This is a genomic window from Pseudomonas sp. LBUM1641 (genome assembly GCF_059716235.1).
The window spans coordinates 6309550-6330800 of sequence record NZ_CP166815.1; the positions used below are offsets into that span (position 1 = coordinate 6309550).

22 protein-coding genes are annotated in these 21251 nt (G+C 60.8%); 10 read left to right on the plus strand and 12 right to left on the minus strand.

Annotated elements, in window-relative coordinates:
- Positions 1 to 170: 170 nt before the first annotated feature.
- Positions 171 to 482 (minus strand): DUF6124 family protein, encoded by a 312-nt coding sequence (locus tag ACA046_RS29065; RefSeq protein ID WP_459024059.1) that lies wholly within the window; start codon positions 480 to 482, stop codon positions 171 to 173.
- A gap of 398 nt (positions 483 to 880) precedes the next feature.
- Here ACA046_RS29065 and ACA046_RS29070 point away from each other — a divergent pair, with 398 nt between their 5' ends.
- From ACA046_RS29070 to ACA046_RS29085, 4 genes are all read left to right on the plus strand, one after another.
- Positions 881 to 1525: an NAD(P)H-dependent oxidoreductase gene (locus ACA046_RS29070; protein ID WP_497675437.1), complete on the plus strand. Its 645-nt coding sequence runs from the start codon at positions 881 to 883 to the stop codon at positions 1523 to 1525.
- On the plus strand, positions 1464 to 1808 hold the full coding sequence (locus tag ACA046_RS29075) for a MerR family transcriptional regulator (protein WP_497675438.1): 345 nt from the start codon (positions 1464 to 1466) through the stop codon (positions 1806 to 1808). Before ACA046_RS29070 ends, ACA046_RS29075 begins: the two co-directional genes overlap by 62 nt.
- Before the next feature lie 195 nt (positions 1809 to 2003).
- Positions 2004 to 6617: an RHS repeat-associated core domain-containing protein gene (locus ACA046_RS29080; RefSeq protein WP_497675439.1), complete on the plus strand. Its 4614-nt coding sequence runs from the start codon at positions 2004 to 2006 to the stop codon at positions 6615 to 6617.
- 1 nt (position 6618) lies between these two features.
- Positions 6619 to 7002 carry a hypothetical protein gene (locus tag ACA046_RS29085; RefSeq protein WP_497675440.1) on the plus strand — a complete coding sequence of 128 codons (384 nt, stop codon included), beginning with the start codon at positions 6619 to 6621 and terminating at the stop codon, positions 7000 to 7002.
- Positions 7003 to 7086: 84 nt separating this feature from the next.
- Here the strand turns inward: ACA046_RS29085 and ACA046_RS29090 are convergent, their stop codons facing one another.
- Positions 7087 to 7242 (minus strand): hypothetical protein, encoded by a 156-nt coding sequence (locus tag ACA046_RS29090; RefSeq protein WP_497675441.1) that lies wholly within the window; start codon positions 7240 to 7242, stop codon positions 7087 to 7089.
- Positions 7243 to 7412: 170 nt separating this feature from the next.
- Here ACA046_RS29090 and ACA046_RS29095 point away from each other — a divergent pair, with 170 nt between their 5' ends.
- The 4 genes from ACA046_RS29095 to ACA046_RS29110 all read left to right on the plus strand — a co-directional run bounded on the left by ACA046_RS29095 (position 7413) and on the right by ACA046_RS29110 (position 12555).
- Complete coding sequence (locus ACA046_RS29095; protein WP_003209964.1) at positions 7413 to 7655, plus strand: exodeoxyribonuclease VII small subunit; 243 nt, start codon at positions 7413 to 7415, stop codon at positions 7653 to 7655.
- Positions 7652 to 8539, plus strand: coding sequence for a (2E,6E)-farnesyl diphosphate synthase (ispA, locus tag ACA046_RS29100; protein ID WP_497675442.1), 888 nt, complete (start codon positions 7652 to 7654; stop codon positions 8537 to 8539). The genes ACA046_RS29095 and ispA overlap by 4 nt, the downstream gene beginning before the upstream one ends.
- A gap of 110 nt (positions 8540 to 8649) precedes the next feature.
- Positions 8650 to 10548 (plus strand): 1-deoxy-D-xylulose-5-phosphate synthase, encoded by a 1899-nt coding sequence (dxs, locus tag ACA046_RS29105; RefSeq protein WP_497675443.1) that lies wholly within the window; start codon positions 8650 to 8652, stop codon positions 10546 to 10548.
- A gap of 141 nt (positions 10549 to 10689) precedes the next feature.
- A complete protein-coding gene (locus tag ACA046_RS29110; RefSeq protein ID WP_497675444.1) occupies positions 10690 to 12555 on the plus strand; it encodes a TonB-dependent receptor domain-containing protein in 1866 nt (621 codons plus the stop codon).
- On the opposite strand, the gene ACA046_RS29115 is transcribed toward ACA046_RS29110, so the two are convergent.
- The 10 genes from ACA046_RS29115 to nrdR form a co-directional block, all read right to left on the minus strand.
- Positions 12552 to 13352, minus strand: coding sequence for a cobalamin-binding protein (locus ACA046_RS29115; RefSeq protein WP_459024079.1), 801 nt, complete (start codon positions 13350 to 13352; stop codon positions 12552 to 12554). The two genes, ACA046_RS29110 and ACA046_RS29115, sit on opposite strands and share 4 nt — an antisense overlap.
- Entirely contained in the window at positions 13352 to 13771 is a 420-nt protein-coding gene (locus ACA046_RS29120; RefSeq protein WP_497675445.1) for an MFS transporter, read from the minus strand. The genes ACA046_RS29115 and ACA046_RS29120 overlap by 1 nt, the downstream gene beginning before the upstream one ends.
- Complete coding sequence (ribA, locus tag ACA046_RS29125; protein ID WP_076016667.1) at positions 13768 to 14385, minus strand: GTP cyclohydrolase II; 618 nt, start codon at positions 14383 to 14385, stop codon at positions 13768 to 13770. The genes ACA046_RS29120 and ribA overlap by 4 nt, the downstream gene beginning before the upstream one ends.
- A 128-nt stretch (positions 14386 to 14513) precedes the next feature.
- Positions 14514 to 15467: a thiamine-phosphate kinase gene (gene thiL, locus ACA046_RS29130; RefSeq protein ID WP_497675446.1), complete on the minus strand. Its 954-nt coding sequence runs from the start codon at positions 15465 to 15467 to the stop codon at positions 14514 to 14516.
- Between the two features lie 18 nt (positions 15468 to 15485).
- Positions 15486 to 15986, minus strand: coding sequence for a transcription antitermination factor NusB (nusB, locus tag ACA046_RS29135; RefSeq protein ID WP_076016665.1), 501 nt, complete (start codon positions 15984 to 15986; stop codon positions 15486 to 15488).
- Positions 15983 to 16459: a 6,7-dimethyl-8-ribityllumazine synthase gene (ribH, locus tag ACA046_RS29140; RefSeq protein WP_003209986.1), complete on the minus strand. Its 477-nt coding sequence runs from the start codon at positions 16457 to 16459 to the stop codon at positions 15983 to 15985. Before ribH ends, nusB begins: the two co-directional genes overlap by 4 nt.
- Before the next feature lie 90 nt (positions 16460 to 16549).
- Positions 16550 to 17641 (minus strand): bifunctional 3,4-dihydroxy-2-butanone-4-phosphate synthase/GTP cyclohydrolase II, encoded by a 1092-nt coding sequence (gene ribBA / locus ACA046_RS29145; protein ID WP_076016664.1) that lies wholly within the window; start codon positions 17639 to 17641, stop codon positions 16550 to 16552.
- 16 nt (positions 17642 to 17657) lie between these two features.
- On the minus strand, positions 17658 to 18320 hold the full coding sequence (locus ACA046_RS29150; RefSeq protein ID WP_497675447.1) for a riboflavin synthase: 663 nt from the start codon (positions 18318 to 18320) through the stop codon (positions 17658 to 17660).
- 34 nt (positions 18321 to 18354) lie between these two features.
- On the minus strand, positions 18355 to 19491 hold the full coding sequence (gene ribD, locus ACA046_RS29155; protein WP_459024088.1) for a bifunctional diaminohydroxyphosphoribosylaminopyrimidine deaminase/5-amino-6-(5-phosphoribosylamino)uracil reductase RibD: 1137 nt from the start codon (positions 19489 to 19491) through the stop codon (positions 18355 to 18357).
- Positions 19488 to 19958 carry a transcriptional regulator NrdR gene (gene nrdR, locus ACA046_RS29160; protein WP_003209990.1) on the minus strand — a complete coding sequence of 157 codons (471 nt, stop codon included), beginning with the start codon at positions 19956 to 19958 and terminating at the stop codon, positions 19488 to 19490. Before nrdR ends, ribD begins: the two co-directional genes overlap by 4 nt.
- A 139-nt stretch (positions 19959 to 20097) precedes the next feature.
- Here nrdR and ACA046_RS29165 point away from each other — a divergent pair, with 139 nt between their 5' ends.
- Positions 20098 to 20556 (plus strand): YbaY family lipoprotein, encoded by a 459-nt coding sequence (locus ACA046_RS29165; RefSeq protein WP_076016662.1) that lies wholly within the window; start codon positions 20098 to 20100, stop codon positions 20554 to 20556.
- Positions 20553 to 21233 (plus strand): class I SAM-dependent methyltransferase, encoded by a 681-nt coding sequence (locus tag ACA046_RS29170; RefSeq protein WP_459024091.1) that lies wholly within the window; start codon positions 20553 to 20555, stop codon positions 21231 to 21233. The genes ACA046_RS29165 and ACA046_RS29170 overlap by 4 nt, the downstream gene beginning before the upstream one ends.
- Positions 21234 to 21251 lie beyond the last annotated feature (18 nt).

Consider the following 21251-nt stretch of genomic DNA (forward strand, 5'->3'; position numbering starts at 1 on the left):
GAGGTTAACCCTATAATTTGGTAACGCAGAACGTCAGTGGGGGGACAAATGGGGGGACAAAGTAAAAAACACGAAAAAAAACCAACAAAACAAGGCTAAAACCGATAAATAATGCCGCCCACAAGCCGGCTTTTTAATGCCTGGAAAAAAGTGGGGGGGGCGAAGTCACCTCACCTCGGCTGCAAACAATCCAACGCTCGATCTACCACCACCTTCGACATCTCCACCAAATGCATGACTGCCCGCTGCGCGCCATTCAGCGGCTCGGTCGACGCCTGGGCGGTCGCCACGGCGCAATGCAGCAACTCGGCAGCATGGGCCAGCGCATCTTCGAAACTCAGTTCGTCATCAACGGTAAACGGGGTGGGTGAAGGCGGTGCTTCAGGTGCTTTGAGGTAGTGATCGATAGCCCGCCGAGTGGCGTCATTGTCGCTGAGTAAGGCTTTACGGAACGTGGGTGGATCGGGGGTAACTTTGACCATGGTAAATCTCCAATCAAACATTTGGAGCCACCACGCCTCGCGACTAAACGAAGGTGGCAGCTGTACGCAGGTTAGTCGACCGGTCGATTGGAAACCCGGCGCGCCCGGGGGCGCCCTGCGCACAGCCACCATAAAAGTGCAGGCGAAAAACGGCCTGACTCATGAACTGATCGTGCGCCAATCGAATCCGGGCGACTAAACCCGATCACCGAATATGCGGTGACGGAACGCAGACTAGTCGCGGGATTTTGCTGGCGCAAGCGCTTGGAATTCTCTAGGAAACGTCCTGCAAATGAAAGGGATGAGTCTTCCTGGCCATTCCCAATCACGCCACTTCTTGACTCTCCCCCTAAGGTCACACCTCACCCTGAAGCACTTACTTTCAGGACTCCACCACCATGAGCCAACGCATCCTGGTCATCCTCGGCCATCCTTCGAGCACCAGCTTCTGCTCTGCCCTCACCGACACCTACATCACCCGTGCCAAAACTGCCGGCCACGAAGTACGCGTTCTGTGCCTGGGCGACCTGACGTTCGACCCCATCCTGCACAACGGCTACAGCCAGGTCCAACCTCTGGAGCCCGACCTGCTCAACGCCCAATCCGACATCCTGTGGGCCAATCACCTGACGTTTGTTTTCCCCATCTGGTGGGGCGGCATCCCGGCGTTGATGAAGGGTTTTATCGACCGGATTTTCCTGTCCGGTTTCGCCTTCAAATACCGCAAGGGCAAGGCCTTTCCCGAGAAACTCCTGAAGGGCCGAACCGCGCATTTGCTGGTGACCCTCGACACGCCGCCGTGGTATTACAGGTGGTTCTACCGCATGCCTGCGCTGCATCAGATGCGCAAGACGACGCTGGCGTTTTGTGGCATCCAGCAGATCAAGACGTTGCAGTTCGGACCGGTGCTGGGCTCCACGCCAGCGCAGCGCGAACAGTGGCTGAAACAGGCCGGCGCTCTCTTTGGGAAAAGGACTTTTCATGTACATCGGCAAAGCCGCGCAGTTGTCGGGCACCACGATCAAGGCGATTCGTCACTATGAGGCGATCGGCCTGTTGCCGCCGCCGCAACGGGAAGGCCGTTATCGGATTTACTCCACGCAAAGTGTCGAGCTGCTGACGTTCATCAAGTGCGCCCAGCAGTTGGGTTTCAAGCTCAAGGAGTTGCAGGCAATTCTGGGTGGGCATCACGGTGATGGGCTGCCCTGGGAGCTGGCGGACAAGGCGATCGCCAACAAGAAACAGGAGTTGGTGCGGCAGATCGAGGCGTTGCAGAGGATGCACGGAGGACTGGTCGAGTTTGAGGCCAGTCTCAAGGATGCTTAGGGCCAATGCACCGCACCACTGAAAACGCCACTGCCGTCAATGAGCTGAATCGCAGTTCTACGTAGTGCCGGGCACCAGCTCGGCACGGAAAAAATCTCCCTCCTCGTAAGCCCAATCTGATTTTCCGGACCACTCGTCCAGGCCCCGTTTTGCTGTTGCAGACTCCGACGCCTCCCCTTTGCAGAGACGTCATGGATGACAGCTTCTTCGTCCCACATTGCCCACATCGAACACGAACTGGATGGCTTTCATCAGAGCCTGGCGGTGTATCGCCAGCAGGTGGGCGCCTGGTATTCGCAGGCGCTGGACAAGGTCAGCCATAGGGCAGATTTACCGTCGTTGCTGGGAATGGACCGAATCATTCGGGGGGGAGATTCGAGCAAATCGGTGAGCATGACCGATGACAATTTCTCGACGGTGGTGCGCTGTGAGGTCGGCGGCGTACTGGAGATCGAGAGCAAGTTCGAGTCGGTGTATGACGTGCCGCTGGGAGGTATCCCGGTTGAGGTGATTGGGCTGGATGACGGCAGCTCTACCGTCGTCATGCTCGATGAACAGGGGAAAGGCTCTCACCATTGTGTGGCCGGCAAGCGTTACCGGGTGCAGGTGCAAGGCGGTGTTTCGGACGAGCAGGTCGAGGCGCTGTTTTCGTCTTACGACGGTTTGACCGCCGACCTGGAAAGCTGGCTTCGCGAGCAATGGGGTGGTTTCAGGCCGCACTGGGAAAGGTCCACTTCAAGCGCGATTGGCAATGGGGTGCTGGCGGGAAGTTGGGCAGCAATTACTGGCGTGTGGGACGCCATCAAGCAGGTGCAGGAGATCTTCAAGGATCCGGGCAAGCTGTTTGAAAGCCTGGGAGCCAAAGCCAGCGAACTGATGGAGCTGGCCCGCACTGCGCCAAAGGTGATGGAACAGGCGATGTTGCTGGCCAGTGATGAGGCGGCGCTGTACCTGATGCTGCGCACAGCGATGATTTGGCTGTCGGCGTTGCCACCAAGTGAGATCGCCGGCAGTACCGCCGAGGCGGTGGCCGGGTTTGTGGTGTCGTTGCTGATCGACTTGTTGGTGGCTGCGTTGCTGACGGTTGTTTTGCCGGCGGCGGGCATCGCTTATTTGAGTTCGCGCGCGCTCAGGTATGGCGCCCGGATTGTTGAGGCGGCCATTCGGTTTGTGAAGGGCATATTCAGTGTTCTTCAGAGCTTTATGGGAGCAGTGGGACGGTACAAGACAGTAGCGGTTCGGGGCGCTGTTGAGGGGTTGAAAAAGGGGGGTGTGCAGATGCGCTGGGGGCCGCGTCAGAACACCGTGGTTCGGGAGAAAGCGCATGTCGACGATGCGCCCTCCTCTGCCAAGAACCCCGGCGGCGATGCGGCCGCTCCCGCATACAAGACCGCAACCAATGGCTGCCCGGTATCGATGGTTACCGGTGAGGAACTGCTGACGCTCACCGACGGCTCGTTGGATGGGGTGTTGCCCTTTGCCTGGACGCGGTTGTATCGCAGCAGTGCGGTGGAAGTGGATTGCGGGTTGGGGCTTGGCTGGAGTCATGCGCTGGCTCAGCGGTTGGCGGTTAGCGGCGAGTTGGTGATCTGGACCGACCATGAAAACCGCAGTACGACCTTTCCCCTTCCCTCTGCTACGCGGCCAGCCATCACCAATAGCCTGGCGGAAGCAGCGATTTATCTGGGCGCTTTGCCTGATGAATTGGTACTGGCTCAAACCTCTCTTTTCTATCACTTCCGAGACGGTGTGCTGACGTCGATCAGCGACGCATACGACAACCGGCTGCGCATTTCCCGCGATTATTCCGGACGGATTCAGCGGATTGATAACCACGTCGGCCAAGGATTGCTGCTGCGGTATGACCGCGGACACATCGTTGCCGTCGACTATCAGGTGCAGCGGGAACTGGACTGGGTTACCGAGCAGAACGTTGTTTCCTACAAGTATGACGACGCTTGGCGGTTGGTTGAGGCGACCAACGCTGTCGGCGAAAGCGAGCGTTATCGGTACGACGATCAGCAGGTGATTCTGGAACGGCAACTGGCCGGTGGGGCAAGTTTCTTCTGGGAATGGGAACGGTCCGGTAAATCTGCAAGGTGTATCCGCCACTGGGCCAGTTTTTCCCAGATGGACACACGGTATGTGTGGGATGACAACGGCACTGTCACCGTGCACAACGCCGATGGCAGCCAGGAAGTCTACGTCCACGACCAGCGCGCACGGCTGGTGCAGCGGATCGATCCGGACGGCGCGCAGCACTTCAAATCCTACGATGAAAAAGGCCGGCTGACGGTCGAGCAGGATCCGCTGGGGGCGGTGACGGCGTACCAGTACGACGAAGCCGGTCGGTTGATTGCGCTGTTTCCCGGTGATGATGCACCCACGTCCTACGAGCATGACAACGGGTTCGTACGGGTTGTGCGCCGTGGTGACGCGGTGTGGAAATACCAGCGTAACGATCAAGGCGATATCACCCGTAAGACTGATCCGGACGGCAATTACACCGAGTACACCTACACCCAACACGGAAAACTCTCCGGCGTCTGGCACCCGGACAACAGCAGCCAGCGCTTTATCTGGAACGAGCGTGGCCAGCTCACCGAAGAGAAGCTGGCCAATGGCGGCGTGCAGCGTTTTCGCTATGACGACCTAGGCCGGCAGGTAGCTTGCGAGGATGAGCACGGTGCGCTGACCCAGTATCAATGGGACGCCGTAGGGCGCTTGCTGAAAGTGATTCAGCCGGGCGGCGCCACTCGCGAATTCAGCTACAACCCGTACGGAAAAATCACCGCCGAGCGCGACGAACTGGGCCGCGTCACCCGCTACGAATATGCCGACGGCCTGCACCTGATCAGCCGTCGCATCAACCCCGACGGCACACAGCTCAAATACCGCTACGACAATGTCCGGTTGTTACTGACCGAGATTGAAAACGAAGTCGGCGAAACCTATCGGCTCGACTACCACGCCAACGGATTGATCCAGCAGGAAACCGGGTTTGATGGGCGCCGCACGGCTTACGTTTATGACCTCGCCGGCCATCTGCTGGAAAAGACCGAATATGGCGACGATGGCAGTCAGCTGGTTACCGGTTATCAGCGAGACAGCGCCGGCCGCCTTGTACGAAAAATCCTGCCCGACCGCAGCATTGTCGATTACACCTACGACCGCCTCGGCAATCTCCTCAGTGTCGACGACGGCCACTGGCCGCTGCACTACGAATACGACCTGCAAAACCGCCTCACCGCCGAACACCAAGGCTGGGGTACCCTGCGCTACCGCTACGACGCATGCGGGCAACTCAACTACCTGCGACTGCCCGACAACAACCGCCTCGCCTTCCATCACGACAAAGGCGGCGACCTCGCCACCATCGAACTGAATGGCAACCCGCTCACCTCGCACCTGTTCAAATCCGGCCGCGAACACCAACGCCAACAGGGCCAACTCCTCAGCCACTACCACTACGACGACCAGGGCCGCCTGCACGCCCATGCCATCACCCAACAGGAACAGCGCCATCAGCGCCGCCAATACGACTACGACCAACGCGGCAACCTCACCCGCATCCTCGACACCCGCAAAGGCCAGCACGACTACCACTACGACCCGCTCGGCCGCCTGACCCGCGCCAACCACTCGCATGACCTGCAGGAACGCTTCTTCCACGACCCGGCGGGCAACCTGCTGATGCAAGACCGCGTAGGGCCGAGTGTGATCAAAGGCAACCGCCTGTTGATGCAAGGCGACCGTCATTACGACTACGACGCCTTTGGCAATCTGCTGCGTGAACGCCGGGGCCGCGACCAGCAGTTAGTTACCGAATACCGCTACGACTGCCAACACCGCCTGACCAGCGTCACCCAACCCGACGGCAGCCAGGCCAGCTATCGCTATGACCCGTTTGGACGGCGCATCGCCAAAACGACAAACGGCCAAACCACTGAGTTTTTCTGGCAAGGCGACATACTGATTGCCGAGCACAGCGCCGATCACCACCAAAGCTACCTCTACGAACCCAACAGCTTCCGCCCGTTAGCGCTGCTGAAAGGCTACGGCCCGGAAGCAGCAGAACCCTTCCACTACCAACTCGACCACCTCGGCACCCCACAAGAACTCACAGCACCCGACGGCGAAATCGTCTGGTCCGCGCACTACCGCGCCTACGGCCAAATCGCGAAGCTGGACGTCAACACCCTCACCAATCCGCTGCGCTTCCAGGGCCAATACTTCGACCCGGAAAGCGGACTGCACTACAACCGCCATCGCTACTACAATCCGGACGTTGGTCGGTATCTGACGCCTGATCCGGTGAAACTGGCGGGTGGGCTGAACGGATACCAATACGCGCCCAACCCGACGGGGTGGGTGGATCCGTTGGGGTTGAATACCTGTCCGGGTGGGGATGGATGCAAACCGGCAACAGAGGTGGAGGATCCGGCGAACAAGACAGGGGCTGATAAAGGTGAGCCCGTTGTCCCCGCCGCCTCGAACACTCCAGCCAACATGGGTTACCACAAGGAAACCTACGCAAATAAACCGGTAAGGCCCCAAGACGCTACTCAAAAATGGGAGGATTTCCTAGGTGATGGCCCCCATACAAATACTCATCCGAGGACCGGGGAATCAGACCCTGACAGACTGGTTTCTGCAGATGGGAAAAGAAGTATTCGTTATGGTGCTCATGAAATGTACAGCAAGCCAACCAAACATCATTATCACGAAGAAATATGGACCCTTGAGCTTGAAACCAAGACGATGAACGTGGATAACACGGTAGTCAGAGTTCCCTTACTGAAGAAATAGAATGATTGTAAAAATAGCGGACGTATTTTCAAAAGACAGCACATTGCATGTGAGTTTTCGCTCACCTGCCGGCAACGGGGTAGCAGTGTGGATTGGAAGCGCTCCTGAAGTAGGTCAACAATGCGATGTTGAGTTGAATCTAGATGATATTTTTTACTGGGGAGAAAATATTAAACCCGCAGACTCAAACGTTGATCTCTTGTATTTCAAGAACGGAACTACGCACTTGGTGGCCGAGCTAATCTCTGTCGATGACGATAATTGCGCAGCTATAAGAATTGGCGGATCTGTCGTTCTTATTGAAATAGACGAGGCGCCAGCCCAAAAGCCAAGCTATGTGGATTTAACAACAACTGAAATCCACCTCCAACCAACATACGTTTAAACAAAAATAGGATCTCCCGGCAAGATAGCTTTATCAGCAAGAAACGCCCCCCCTCAACACCGTCTCATCCCATCGACGACCGCTTCATAAAACGTCGCCCCGCTCTACTACCTTAACCACAGCAAACTCCTGGTCGACCTGACTCAACCGGATGACCTGCGCTAAATCGCCAACGACCACCTTCATCTCCCTGATAAATGCCTTGCCCTCTACCTCCAAAAACCCGATGACCGGCTTCATACGACTTCTGATCGACGGTGAGCCGAATAACCTGGCTAATCGGCTCATTCGGTGAGCCGAATAAGTCCATTATTCGGCTCACGCACACCTGCAATTCCCCCCACTCATTTGCCCCAATCCCCCATGTCTGCTAGTGTCGCGCCGGTTTACCGTCTACCGGAATAGCCGCCATGGCCCGCAAAAAAGTTGCACTCGATTTCGAACAATCCCTCGCCGACCTGCAAACCCTGGTCGAGCGTATGGAGAACGGCGAGTTGTCGCTGGAAGACTCGTTGACCGCATTCGAGCAAGGCATCGGCCTGACCCGCGACTGTCAGAGCGCCTTGGCGCAAGCGGAGCAGAAGGTCCAGGTGTTGCTGGAGCGCGACGGGGAGTTGGCCGAAGAACCTTTCGATGCGGAACAGCCTGAATGATCGACGCTTATCAGGCCGGCAGCCAGGCCCGGGTCAATGCTGCGCTGGAACCGCTGTTTATTGCACCCAGCCCTGAGCTGAACCGCCTGTATGAGGCCATGCGCTACAGCGTGATGAATGGCGGCAAGCGCGTTCGCCCGTTGCTTGCCTACGCGGCCTGCGAAGCACTTGGCGCGCAACCGGAAGAAGCCAATGGCGCCGCCTGTGCGGTGGAGTTGATCCACGCCTATTCCCTGGTACACGACGATTTGCCGGCGATGGACGACGACGATCTGCGTCGCGGCCAGCCCACCACCCATAAAGCTTTCGATGAAGCCTGCGCGATTCTCGCCGGTGACGGTCTGCAAAGCCTGGCGTTCAGCGCCCTGCTGGACCCGCGCCTGAGCAGCGTCAACGCCGAGATCCGCCTGCGCATGGTCACCGCGCTGGCATTGGCAGCGGGCCCGGCCGGTATGGTCGGCGGCCAGGCGATTGACCTGGGTTCGGTCGGCCTCAAGCTCGATCAGCACGCTTTGGAATACATGCACCGTCACAAGACCGGCGCGCTGATCGAAGCCGCCGTGCACCTTGGCGCCCTGGCCAGTGGCCGTGCCGAAGCCGCGCAACTGGCGGCGCTGCAAACCTACGCGCGGGCCGTGGGCCTGGCGTTCCAGGTGCAGGACGACATTCTCGACGTTGAAAGTGATACCGCAACCCTCGGCAAACGCCAGGGTGCCGATATCGCACGGGACAAGCCGACTTATCCTTCGCTGCTCGGCCTGCAAGCCGCCAAGGCTTACGCTCTGGAGCTGCGGGACCAGGCGCTGGATGCCCTGCGACCTTTCGACGCGGCTGCCGAGCCACTGCGTGACCTGGCGCGGTATATCGTCGAGCGCCGTCACTGACAGCAGCGGCCTTTTCCACCGCATATCAGCCAAGTTCGGCGCTCTGCGTGGGCAGTTTGCGATGCTTGAGGTAAACTGCCGCCTCTTCTATACCTATAACGATTCGCCTGATGCCCACGACGTTCCAAGAGATTCCCCGCAAGCGCCCGGCCACGCCCCTGCTGGACCGTGCCAACACGCCAGCCGGCCTGCGCCGCCTGGGTGAAGCCGAGCTGGAAACCCTGGCCGATGAGTTGCGCCTGGAATTGCTCTATACGGTCGGCCAGACCGGTGGGCATTTCGGTGCTGGCCTGGGCGTCATCGAGCTGACCATTGCGCTGCATTACGTGTTCGACACCCCGGACGACCGGCTGGTGTGGGACGTGGGTCATCAGGCCTATCCACACAAGATCCTCACCGGACGCCGCGAGCGCATGGCCAGCCTGCGCCAGAAGGACGGCATCGCCGCCTTCCCGCGCCGCTCCGAGAGCGAGTACGACACCTTTGGCGTCGGCCACTCCAGCACCTCCATCAGTGCAGCGCTGGGCATGGCGATTGCCGCCCGCCTGCAGAACAGCGATCGCAAGGCGATTGCGGTGATCGGTGATGGCGCGTTGACCGCCGGCATGGCCTTCGAGGCGCTGAACCATGCGCCGGAAGTGAACGCCAACATGCTGGTGATCCTCAACGACAACGACATGTCGATCTCGCGCAATGTCGGCGGCCTGTCGAATTACCTGGCAAAAATCCTCTCCAGCCGCACTTACGCCAGCATGCGTGAAGGCAGCAAGAAGGTGCTCTCGCGTCTGCCCGGCGCGTGGGAAATTGCCCGTCGTACCGAAGAATATGCCAAGGGCATGCTGGTTCCCGGCACCCTGTTCGAAGAGCTGGGCTGGAACTACATTGGCCCGATCGACGGCCACGACCTGCCAACTTTGATCGCGACCCTGCGCAACATGCGTGACCTGAAAGGCCCGCAGTTCCTGCACATCGTCACCAAAAAAGGCAAAGGCTTCGCCCCGGCGGAAGTCGACCCGATTGGTTACCACGCGATCACCAAGCTTGAACCGTTGAACGCACCGGCTGCTGCGCCCAAGAAAGCCAGCGGGCCGAAGTACTCCGGCGTGTTTGGCGAATGGCTGTGCGACATGGCCGCCGCCGATCCGCGCCTGGTGGGCATCACCCCGGCGATGAAGGAAGGCTCCGACCTGGTAGCGTTCAGCGAGCAGTTCCCGCTGCGCTATTTCGACGTAGCGATTGCTGAGCAACACGCGGTGACCTTCGCCGCCGGCATGGCCTGTGAAGGCGCCAAGCCGGTGGTAGCGATCTATTCCACGTTCCTGCAACGTGGCTATGACCAATTGATTCATGACGTCGCGGTGCAGAACCTCGACGTGTTGTTCGCCATCGACCGTGCCGGTTTGGTGGGCGAAGACGGCCCGACTCACGCCGGTAGTTTCGACCTGTCGTACCTGCGCTGCATCCCCGGCATGCTGGTGATGACCCCGAGCGACGAGAACGAACTGCGCAAGATGCTCAGCACCGGCCATCTGTACAACGGCCCGGCGGCGGTGCGTTACCCGCGGGGCAATGGCCCGAACGCGGTGATCGAGAAAGACCTTGAGCCTATCGAGATCGGCAAGGGCATCGTCCGTCGCCAAGGCAGCAACGTTGCCTTGCTGGTGTTTGGCGTGCAGTTGGCTGAAGCCTTGAAAGTGGCCGAGAAGATCGACGCCACGGTGGTGGACATGCGTTTCGTCAAACCACTGGATGAGGCGCTGGTACGCGAGATCGCCGGTAGCCATGAGCTGCTGGTGACCCTCGAAGAAAACGCCATCATGGGCGGCGCCGGTGCGGCGGTCAGTGAGTTCCTGGCGCGGGAGAACGTCCTCAAGTCCGTGCTGCATCTGGGCTTGCCGGATGTGTATGTCGAGCATGCCAAACCGGCGCAGATGCTGGCCGAGTGTGGGCTGGATGAAGCGGGGATCGAAGCTTCGGTTCGTCAGCGCATGACCCTGCTGGGTCTGTAGAAACGCGATTAAAAATGTGGGAGCGGGCTTGCTCGCGAAAGCGGTGAGTCAGTCAACAGATGTATTGACTGACACGGCGCCTTCGCGAGCAAGCCCGCTCCCACATTTGTTTATGCCAACCTCAAATGCTACGGACAGCCCATGAACCGCCTTCGCCTTGCCCTGCCCCTTCTGTTATTGCCAGCCACCGACCTGCTCGCCGACAGCTTCGAGCGCGACGAAGCCCTCAAGCTGCCCGACGTGGTGATCAGCGCCAACCGCCAGGTGCAGGCGCGTAACGACAGCAGCGCCGCCAACACCGTCTTCACCCGCGACGACATCGACCGCCTGCAACCCACCAGCGTGACCGACCTGCTGAGCCGCGTGCCCGGCGTACAGGTTTCACAAGCCGGTGGCCGTGGCAGCCTGGCAAGCATTTACATTCGTGGCACCAAATCGGCCCAAAGCCTGGTGTTGGTCGATGGCCAGCGCATTGGCAACTCGACCTCCGGCGACAGCAACCTGCAGCACCTGAACATCCAACAGATCGAACGGGTGGAAGTGCTGCGCGGTTCGCGTTCGGTGATCTACGGCAGTGATGCGATTGGCGGGGTGATTCAGATCTTTACCCGACGCGGCAACGAGTCCGGTCTGCAACCCCGCCTGCATGTGGGATTTGGCAGCAACCAGACGTGGGAACGCAGCCTGGGCCTGTCCGGCGGTGACGAGCAAACCCGCTTCAACCTCGGCGCCAGCCTGGATGACACCGCCGGGATCAATCGCACGTATGCCTCGTACCCCAGTGACCGCGACCATGACGCTTATCGCAACCAGTCCACCAGTTTCAGCCTGAGCCATGCCTTCAACGATGACCTCGAAGCCGGCATTAACGTGCTGGATAACCGCGGCAAAAGCGAATTCGACAACTCGTTCTCCCCGCAAAAGCCCTATTCCAACTTCACCGTGAGCAGCGTCAGCAGCTATGTCGACGCACGCATCAATGAAACGTGGAAGTCCCGGCTGGAAGCGGGCCACAGCGAAAACCGCGAAGAAACCCGGGACAAGCTCAGCACCGAACGCAGCGTGTTCAACACCTACCGCAACTCGCTGAACTGGCAAAACGACCTGACCCTCAATGCGCAGAACAGCCTGATCCTGGGCGGCGACTGGTACGAGGACCGGGTCAACAGCAGCACCGCGTTCGCCGAAGACAGTCGCTGGAACCGCGCCGCGTTTATCCAGCACCGTTTCCAGGCGCAGTCTTTCTCCACAGAACTGGGCCTGCGCCGCGACCAGAACCAGCAATTCGGTGGCCACAACAGCTGGAGTGGCACCTTCACCCTGCCGCTGAATCCGGACAATGACCTGTTGCTGAGCTACAGCGAAGGCTTCCGGGCGCCGACGTTCAACGATCTTTACTACCCGGACGAATTCGGCTTTAAAAACAGCAACCCGAACCTCAAGCCCGAAACCTCGAAAAGCTACGAAGTGCAGTGGCGCAGCCAACTCAGCGATACCAGCCGACTGGAAACCTCGCTGTACCGCACCGATATTCAGGATGCGATCGTGTTCGCCAGCAACGGCCCGCAAAACGTCAGCTCCGCGCGCATCAAAGGCTTCGAGGCGGCGCTCAAGCAAGAGCTGTTCGGCTGGCAAAGCAGCCTCGGCATTGCGCTGATCGACCCACGGGACCGCGACACCGGGCGCACACTGGCGCGTCGGGCCAAACGCACCTTGAGCCTGGACCTGGATCGTCAATTCGATCAGTTCGGCGTCGGCGCCAGCTGGCAAGCGGTGAGCAGCAGCTACGACGATGCGGCGAACCAGCAACCCATAGGCGGCTATGGCTTGCTCGGTCTACGGGGAAGTTGGGCGGTAAATCGTGGGATCAGGCTGGAAATGAAGCTCGATAACCTGCTGAACAAAGAATACAGCCGGGCGCTGTATCAGTATCAGGGCCAGCAATATGGCTATCGGGAAGAGGGCCGGGCGTTGATGTTCGGGGTGACATGGACGCCAGCGCTCTAATCGGCGCTGGCTGCAATCACACTGCACAACCGCGCCACTGCTTCCAGCATCTGCCCGCTGGGCCGTTCCAGGCCCTTGTCGGGCACCAGCAGCAGATGCCCGTTCGTCACCGCCGCCACCTGTGGCCAGGCCTTCCACGCATCCAGTTGCGATTGATCGCCCGCCAGAATCACCTCGGGATTGCGCTGCAACACCGACTCAATGCTGACCTGCGGCGCCGGCAGCTTGAGGTCATCAAACACATTGCGCGCCCCGCACACACTCAGTGCATCGCTGATGATCTGCCCGCCGCCAACGGTGTACAGGGGCTGGTTCCACACCTGATAAAACACCCGCCACGGCTCGGCTCGGTAATAGCGCAAGCGCAACTCGGCCAATCGCTGGCGCAACTGCGAGGCCAATTGCCGGCCGGCATCAGCCCGCCCCAGTTGCCGGGCAATGGTTTCAACTTGCGAGGTGAGTTGTTCGAGGCTGTGGGGTTCGGCGACAAACACCGGAATGTTCAGGCGTTGGAGCTGCTCACGCTGGGCCGGGCCGACGCTGCCGGGCCAGAGCAGAATCAGGTCCGGCTTGAGGCTGAGCAGCCGCTCCATGTCCAACTGCCCGTAGTTTCCTACCGAAGGCACGTTCGCCAAGGCCTGTGGCCGCTCGCCGCCGTCCAGCACGCCCACCAGCAAATCAGCAGCGCCCAGCTCAACGACGATTTCAGACAAGGAAGGAGCAAGGCTGACAACCCGCTCGACCGCCGCAGCCTGAGCCGCAACGACCAGCAGCAACACCGCCAGCCAGGCGCGCATCAACCCAACTGACGCGGAATGCGATAGAGGTAGAACAGCACCAGGGTCGACAGTGCCAGCAGAAACAGCGGAACCGCTTCCAGCCCGACAAACACTGCCAGCGCGCCAACCCAGGCCGGCAGCGCGGCCACCAGCAACGCCACACGGCGACGGGCCGCGAGGGTGATCCAGGCAGCCGGTTCTTCAGGGGTATCGAGGGCTTTGCCGGTGGCGATCAGCGCGTGTTTATAGCCATGGAAGTAACGCAGGCTGAAAAACATCGAGGCCACGCCGGCGATGAAAAACGGCATCGCCAGCACTGGCAGCAAGGGCTCGGCCTTGCCAAACACCAGGTTGACCACAAACAACGGCATCAGCGCCAACGCCAGGTATTGCCACCAGTTAAACGACAGTCGCCGCTTGACCTGGCCGCGCGTCACGCCCGGTCGGCCTCGCCTTGGTGCTCGTTGCCCATCATGTGGTCGAGCTTGCTGGCCTTGGTGGCCAGGTACAGCTTGTTATGTGGGTTGTGGCCGGTGTGCAGCGGCACGCGCTCGGCGACGGTGATGCCCATGTCGGTCAAGGCTTTGACCTTGCGCGGGTTGTTGGTCATCAGGCGCAGGGACTTGACGCCCAGGTGCTCGAGCATCGGCAGGCAGATCGCGTAATCACGCTGATCGGCTGCAAAACCCAGGCGCTCGTTGGCTTCAACGGTGTCGGCGCCGCCATCTTGCAGCTCGTAGGCGCGGATCTTGTTCAGCAGGCCGATGCCACGGCCTTCCTGACGCAAGTACAACAATACGCCACGGCCTTCGCGGGCGATGGCCTGTAACGCGGCTTCCAGTTGCGAGCCGCAGTCGCAGCGCTGGCTGAACAGGGCGTCGCCAGTCAGGCATTCAGAGTGCAAACGGCCGAGAACCGGAGCACCGTCGGCCACATCACCGAGGCTCAGAACAACGTGTTCGCGCCCGGTGGCTTCTTCAAGAAAACCATTCATGGTGAACGTGGCAAAAGGGGTTGGCAGCTTGGAAGCGGCAACGAAAACGACGGGCACCGTGTGCTCCTGATTTCTGATTTCACAGGGGATAGATTGTAACAGCAGGTTCCTACAGACGCTTAAGCTGAATTGTCGCTGATAAAGATCAATAGGTTCGATTGGCCTTCAGCTTGGTTCTATGCCTTTCAGAAATGTTGATAGCCATGGATGGCGGGGGTGATGTCCTGGCCAGCCGCGTCCAGCAGGGTAACGCCCTGCCCTGCCTCGACCCGGCCGATCACATGCACCGGCACACCGGACGCCAGCAACGGCGCCAGTTCTGCCGGCGGCAAGGTGAACGCCAGCACGTAGTCGTCACCGCCGCTCAACGCGGCCACCCGGGCATCCGCGTCGCCGACAAAGGCGAGCAAGGCCGCCGACAACGGCAACTTTTGCTGCTCGATCAACAAGCTGACAGCTGACGCCTTGGCAATATGCCCGCAATCTGCCAGAAGGCCGTCGGAAATATCCATGGCAGACGTGGCCTTGCCCCGCAACGCCAAACCCAGTGCCAACTGCGGTTGCGGCGACCAGTAATGGGCCAGCAGCGGCTCGGCGATCGCAGCCTCTGCCGTGCGCTGCCCCAGTACCAGCGGCAGTGCGCCCGCCGCGTTACCCAGCTCACCGCCAACACACAGCAAGTCGCCGGGCCGCGCGCCGCTGCGGGTCAAGGCCTGGCCCGCCGGCACCCGGCCAAACACGGTCAGGGTCAGACTCAGCGGCCCACGGGTGGTATCGCCACCCACCAGAACCACGCCACACCCCTGCGCCATGGCGTTCAAACCCTGGGCATAGCGTTGCAGCCAATCGGCATCAACCGTCGGGGTGGTCAGGGCAAGGGTAAACGCGAGGGGATTGGCGCCCATGGCAGCCAGATCGCTGACTGCCACGGCCAGCGAGCGCTGGCCGAGCAGAAACGGATCGCAGGGGTCGGCAAAGTGCACGCCGGCCACCAACGTATCAGTGGAAATCGCCACCTGTTCCCCGGGAGGAACCGCCAGCAAGGCGCAGTCGTCGCCAATCCCCAGTGCAATGCCTTCGCCGCCCTGCGCACAAGGCGCGGCGGCGAAGTAGTTGCGGATCAGCTCAAACTCGCCCATTGCGTCAGCAAGCGCCAGTTAGCGCTTGTACGCCTTCACTTCGGCTTCACGCAGGCGCGGGGCCAGCTTGTCGAGCACGCCGTTGACGAACTTGTGACCGTCGGTGGAACCGTAGACTTTCGCCAGTTCGATCCCTTCGTTGATCACCACGCGGTACGGCACGTCGACGCGCTTGAGCAGTTCCCAGGTGGACAGGCGCAGTACGGCCAGTTCAACCGGGTCCAGCTCTTCGATCGCCAGGTCCAGGCACGGCGACAATGCAGCGTCGATCTCCGCCAGGTTAGCCGGAACGCCGTGCAAGATGTCGTGGAAATAGCTGGCATCGGCCGCGCTGAAATCGTTATCGACGCGAAATTGCGCTTCGATTTCGTTCAGAGAGGTTTTAGCCATGTGGCGCTGGTACAGCGCCTGGGTCGCGAGCTGACGGGCCGCACGACGCTTTTCGCTCTTCGAGGGCTTGCCGGCGTCTGCTGGGCGCGGGTCCTGGGGGTTGAACTGATCGCTGTCGTCGCTAATCACTTGGCCTCCAACTGTGCCAGCAGGCTGACCATTTCCAGGGCGGACAGGGCAGCTTCGGCACCTTTGTTACCGGCCTTGGTGCCGGAACGTTCGATGGCTTGCTCGATGGAATCAACGGTCAGCACGCCAAAGGCGACCGGCACGCCGAACTCCATGGACACCTGGGCCAGGCCCTTGGTGCATTCGCCAGCCACGTATTCGAAGTGCGGAGTACCGCCACGAATGACCGCGCCCAGGGCGATGATCGCCGCGTATTCACCCTGCTGTGCAACTTTCTGCGCAACCAGTGGAATTTCGAAGGCGCCGGGAGCGCGGATAATGGTGATATCGCTTTCGCTCACACCGTGGCGAACCAGGGCATCCACAGCACCGCTTACCAGGCTTTCAACCACGAAGCTGTTGAAGCGGCCAACCACCAGGGCATAGCGGCCTTTGGGGGCGATGAAGGTACCTTCGATGGTCTTCAGGGTCATTCGACAAATCTCTTAAAGAGCCGGGACGCGCTTAGTGCGCGCCCCTCAGTGATATTTGAACCGCGAACAAGGGGTAAACAACGCCGGCCTTTATTCGGAGGGCACGTATTCTACTACTTCCAGGTCGAAACCGGATATGGCATTAAATTTCATTGGCGCACTCATCAGGCGCATTTTGCGTACGCCCAGGTCCCGCAGGATCTGCGAACCGGCACCGACGATGCTGTAGGTGGTCGGTTTTTTCACCGGCACGTGGTCGGCGGTTTCGCGGATATGCGCCAGCAACACGTCGCCATCCACCGGGTTACCGAGCAGCAATACCACGCCGCTGCCAGCCGCGGACACCGCGGACATCGCGGCCCGCAGGCTCCAGCGCCCCGGTTGCTTGACCATCAGCAGGTCGCGCAGCGGGTCCATGTTGTGCACCCGCACCAGGGTCGGTTCTTCAGCGCAGATGGTGCCCAGGGTCAGGGCCATGTGCACGTCGCCTTCCACGGAATCACGATAGGTCACCAGGTTGAACTGGCCCAGCTCGCTGTCCAGCGGCTGCTCGGCAATCCGCTGAACGGTACGTTCGTGGATCATCCGGTAGTGAATCAGGTCGGCAATGGTACCGATCTTGATGTTGTGCACCGCGGCAAATTCTTCCAGCTCGGCGCGACGGGACATGGTGCCGTCGTCGTTCATCACTTCGCAGATCACACCGCTCGGCTCGAAACCGGCCATGCGCGCCAGGTCGCAGGCGGCTTCGGTGTGGCCGGCGCGAGCCAGGGTGCCACCCGGTTGGGCCATCAGCGGAAAGATGTGGCCAGGGCTGACGATATCTTCGGCCTTGGCGTCTTTCGCGGCAGCGGCTTGTACGGTGCGGGCGCGGTCAGCAGCGGAGATGCCGGTGGTCACACCGGTGGTGGCTTCGATGGACACGGTGAACTTGGTGCCAAACCCCGAACCATTGCGCGGCGCCATCAACGGCAGCTTCAGCAGTTCGCAGCGCTCGCGGCTCATTGGCATGCAGATCAGGCCACGGGCGTGCTTGGCCATGAAGTTGATGTGTTCCGGCTGGCACAACTCGGCGGCCATGATCAGGTCGCCTTCGTTCTCGCGGTCTTCGTCATCCATGAGGATGACCATCTTGCCTTGGCGGATGTCTTCAACCAGTTCTTCGATGCTGTTGAGCGCCACGCGGCACCCCCTTGGGTCAGGATTTAAGGTAGCCGTTAGCGGCTAAAAAACTTTCAGTGATGTTCCCAGCGGTAGGCTCTGCGGCCTTGTCGCCCAACAGAAGGCGCTCCAGGTAACGGGCAAGCAAGTCGACTTCCAGGTTCACCCGGCGACCCGGCTGGTACGACGCCATGATGGTTTCGCTCAGGGTGTGGGGAATGATGGTCAGTTCAAATTCGGCGCCATTCACGGCGTTCACGGTCAGGCTGGTGCCGTCGACGGTGATCGAGCCTTTGTGGGCGATGTACTTGGCCAGCTCTTTGGGCGCGCGGATACGGAATTCCACGGCACGCGCGTTTTCGCTGCGGGCGACGACTTCGCCGACACCGTCGACGTGACCGCTGACCAGGTGCCCACCGAGGCGGGTGGTCGGGGTCAGGGCTTTTTCCAGGTTCACCGGGCTGCCGCTCTTGAGATCGTTCATCGCGGTGCAGTCCAGGGTTTCCCGGCTGACATCGGCGGCAAAGCCGTTGCCAGGCAATTCGATGACGGTCAGGCACACACCGCTGACGGCGATGCTGTCGCCCAGTTTGACGTCGCTCAGGTCGAGCTTGCCGGTTTCAACCAGCAGGCGTACGTCGCCGCCTTTTGGGGTCATTGCACGGATGCTGCCGATGGATTCGATGATGCCGGTGAACATGCCGTTCTCCTGAAGACGTGGCGCAGGCCGGGAATTATACGCTCGCTGATGGCAGAGGGATGGCAGTGACTCGCCAGTCGTCGCCCACAGCGCGCATTTCAGTGATCTTGAGTTGGGGGGCGTCGGCCAGTTTCTCAAGCGGCCAGTCCAACAAAGGCCGGGCAGCGGAGCCGAGGAACTTGCCGGCGACGAATATCACGTACTCGTCCACCAGGCCTTGCTGGGCGAAGGCGCCAGCCAGGCTTGGGCCGGCTTCAACCAGCACCTCGTTGACGCCACGGGCCGCCAGGGCCACCAGCGCGGAACGCAGGTCGACCTGGCCGTCGACACCCGGCACCACCAGGCACTCGGGGCCGGTGGGGTACTGGTTGTCCGGTGTCACGCAAGTGATGACCAACGCCGGGCCAGCCTTGAAGAACGGCGCGTTCAGCGGCACCCGTAGGCGACCGTCGATCAATACGCGCAGCGGCGGACGGGACATTGCCAGGGCGGTGGTTTCTTCATCCAGGCCCAGCTCGGCGGCGCGCACCGTCAGGCGAGCGCCATCGGCCAGCACCGTGTCGGCGCCGGTCAGCACCACACTGGCCTGGGCCCGCAGGCGTTGCACGGCGGCACGGGCGGCCGGGCCGGTGATCCACTGGCTTTCGCCATTGGCCATGGCCGTGCGACCGTCCAGGCTCATGGCCAACTTGACCCGCACAAACGGCAGGCCATGCTCCATGCGCTTGAGAAAGCCCGGGTTAAGCGCCCGCGCTTCGTTTTCCAGCAAGCCGCTGTACGTCTCGATCCCGGCTTGGGCCAACCGACGCATGCCACGCCCGGCGACTTCCGGGTTCGGGTCCTGCATCGCCGCGACAACACGGGCCAAACCGGCATTCACCAAGGCATCGGCGCATGGTGGCGTATGCCCGTGGTGGCTGCACGGCTCAAGGGTCACGTAGGCCGTGGCGCCCCGGGCCTTGTCGCCCGCCGCCCGCAGGGCATGGACTTCCGCATGGGGTTCGCCGGTGCGCACGTGCCAGCCTTCGCCGACAATCTGCCCGTCACGCACGATCACGCAGCCAACCCGTGGGTTGGGGTGAGTGGTGTATAGGCCATTGCGCGCCAATTCCAGGGCACGGGCCATGTAATGAGCGTCGAGTACCGCTTGTTCTGCCGAAGGTGGGTTCATTCTTTTACCGGCTCACGGGCCAGGCGGTCGATCTCTTCGCGGAACTCGTTGAGGTCCTGGAAGCGTCGATACACCGAGGCGAAACGGATATAGGCGACTTCGTCGAGCTTTTGCAGCTCGCCCATCACCAATTCTCCAACAACCAGGGATTTGACTTCGCGCTCGCCAGTGGCGCGCAGCTTGTGCTTGATATGCACCAGCGCCGCTTCCAGCCGCTCGACACTCACCGGGCGTTTTTCCAGGGCGCGCTGCATTCCGGCGCGCAGTTTTTCTTCGTCGAAAGGCTGGCGACTGCCGTCGGTCTTGATCAGACGTGGCAATACCAGTTCGGCGGTTTCGAAGGTGGTGAAACGTTCACCGCAGCCAGAGGCCAGGCATTCACGCCGGCGACGCACCTGTTCGCCCTCGGCGACCAGACGCGAGTCAATGACCTTGGTGTCGTTGGCACCGCAGAAGGGACAGTGCATGGTGGCAGGCAACAAAAAATGGGAGGGCCATGGTAGCGCATCCCTGTGGCAAGACAAGCCATAGCCTTTACGGTATATAGGCTGACTATTATGTTTCATATTTTTTAAGCCACGGATTTTGTCCTTTCTGGAGCCGTACATGCAGTTACGACCACTTGTTTTGCTCACGTTGCTCGGTTTTCTGGTCGCCTGCAGCAGCCATGCCCCAAAACCGGCGGCACCCGTTGCCGCCCCTCAACAAGAGAAAAAAATCCCGGGCGTGGAAGAGGACCTCGGTCCGCTGCCCGCCTACCAGCGTGAAGTCAGCGGCCAATTGAACGGCGTGCCAGCGGGTGCCGAAGTCGAACTGGCGCTGCTGGTGATCGACGACCGTTCGCGCCCGCAACAACTACTCGCCAGCAGCGTGCTGATCGGCAATAACAAGCCGTTGGCCTTCCGTCTGCGTTTCAACCCCGAAGCGTTCCCGGTGGGTGCCCGCGTTGAACTGCGCGGTCGCGCCAGCCAGTCCGGCCAGTTGATCCTGCACCTGCCGCCGGTGCGCATCACCCAAGCGATCACCCAGACCACAGGCCCGCTGCAACTCGTCACTGCACCATGACGCCACCGCTGGACCTGCAGCGCGCCCTCAGCGAACTGATCGGCGACGCCCAACTGGTGCCTTGCCCTCTGCCGGGTACCGAGTTGTCGCTGTGGCTGCTGGACGCCGACAACATGGACCGCGCCTTCAGCCCCGAAGAAACCCGACGCATCCTGCATGAGCCGCCGTACTGGAGTTTCTGCTGGGCCAGCGGTTTGGCGCTGGCCCGGTATCTGGCGGCTAATCCCGAGTGGGTCGCGGGCAAGCGGGTGCTGGATTTCGGCGCAGGCTCGGGCGTCGCCGGGATTGCCGCAGTAAAGGCTGGAGCGCTGGAAGTGGTGGCTTGCGACCTTGATCCACTGGCATTGGCAGCCTGCCGGGCGAATGCGGAACTCAATGGCGTGACGTTGGGTTACTCCGCAGACTTCTTCGCCGAAGCCGACCGGTTTGACCTGATCCTGGTCGCCGATGTGCTGTACGACCGGGCAAACCTGCCGCTGCTGGATGAATTCCTGACTCGAGGCCGCGAAGCGCTGGTCGCCGATTCCCGTGTGCGGGACTTCCAGCACCCGGAGTATCAGCGCCTGGACATCCTCGACGCCCTGACACTGCCCGACCTGGCCGAGCCCTGGGAGTTTCGCAAGGTGAGCCTGTACCATTCGCAGCGCGCTTTCAGCCAACCCCACCAACCCTTATAGTTGCCCCATCCCCTGCTT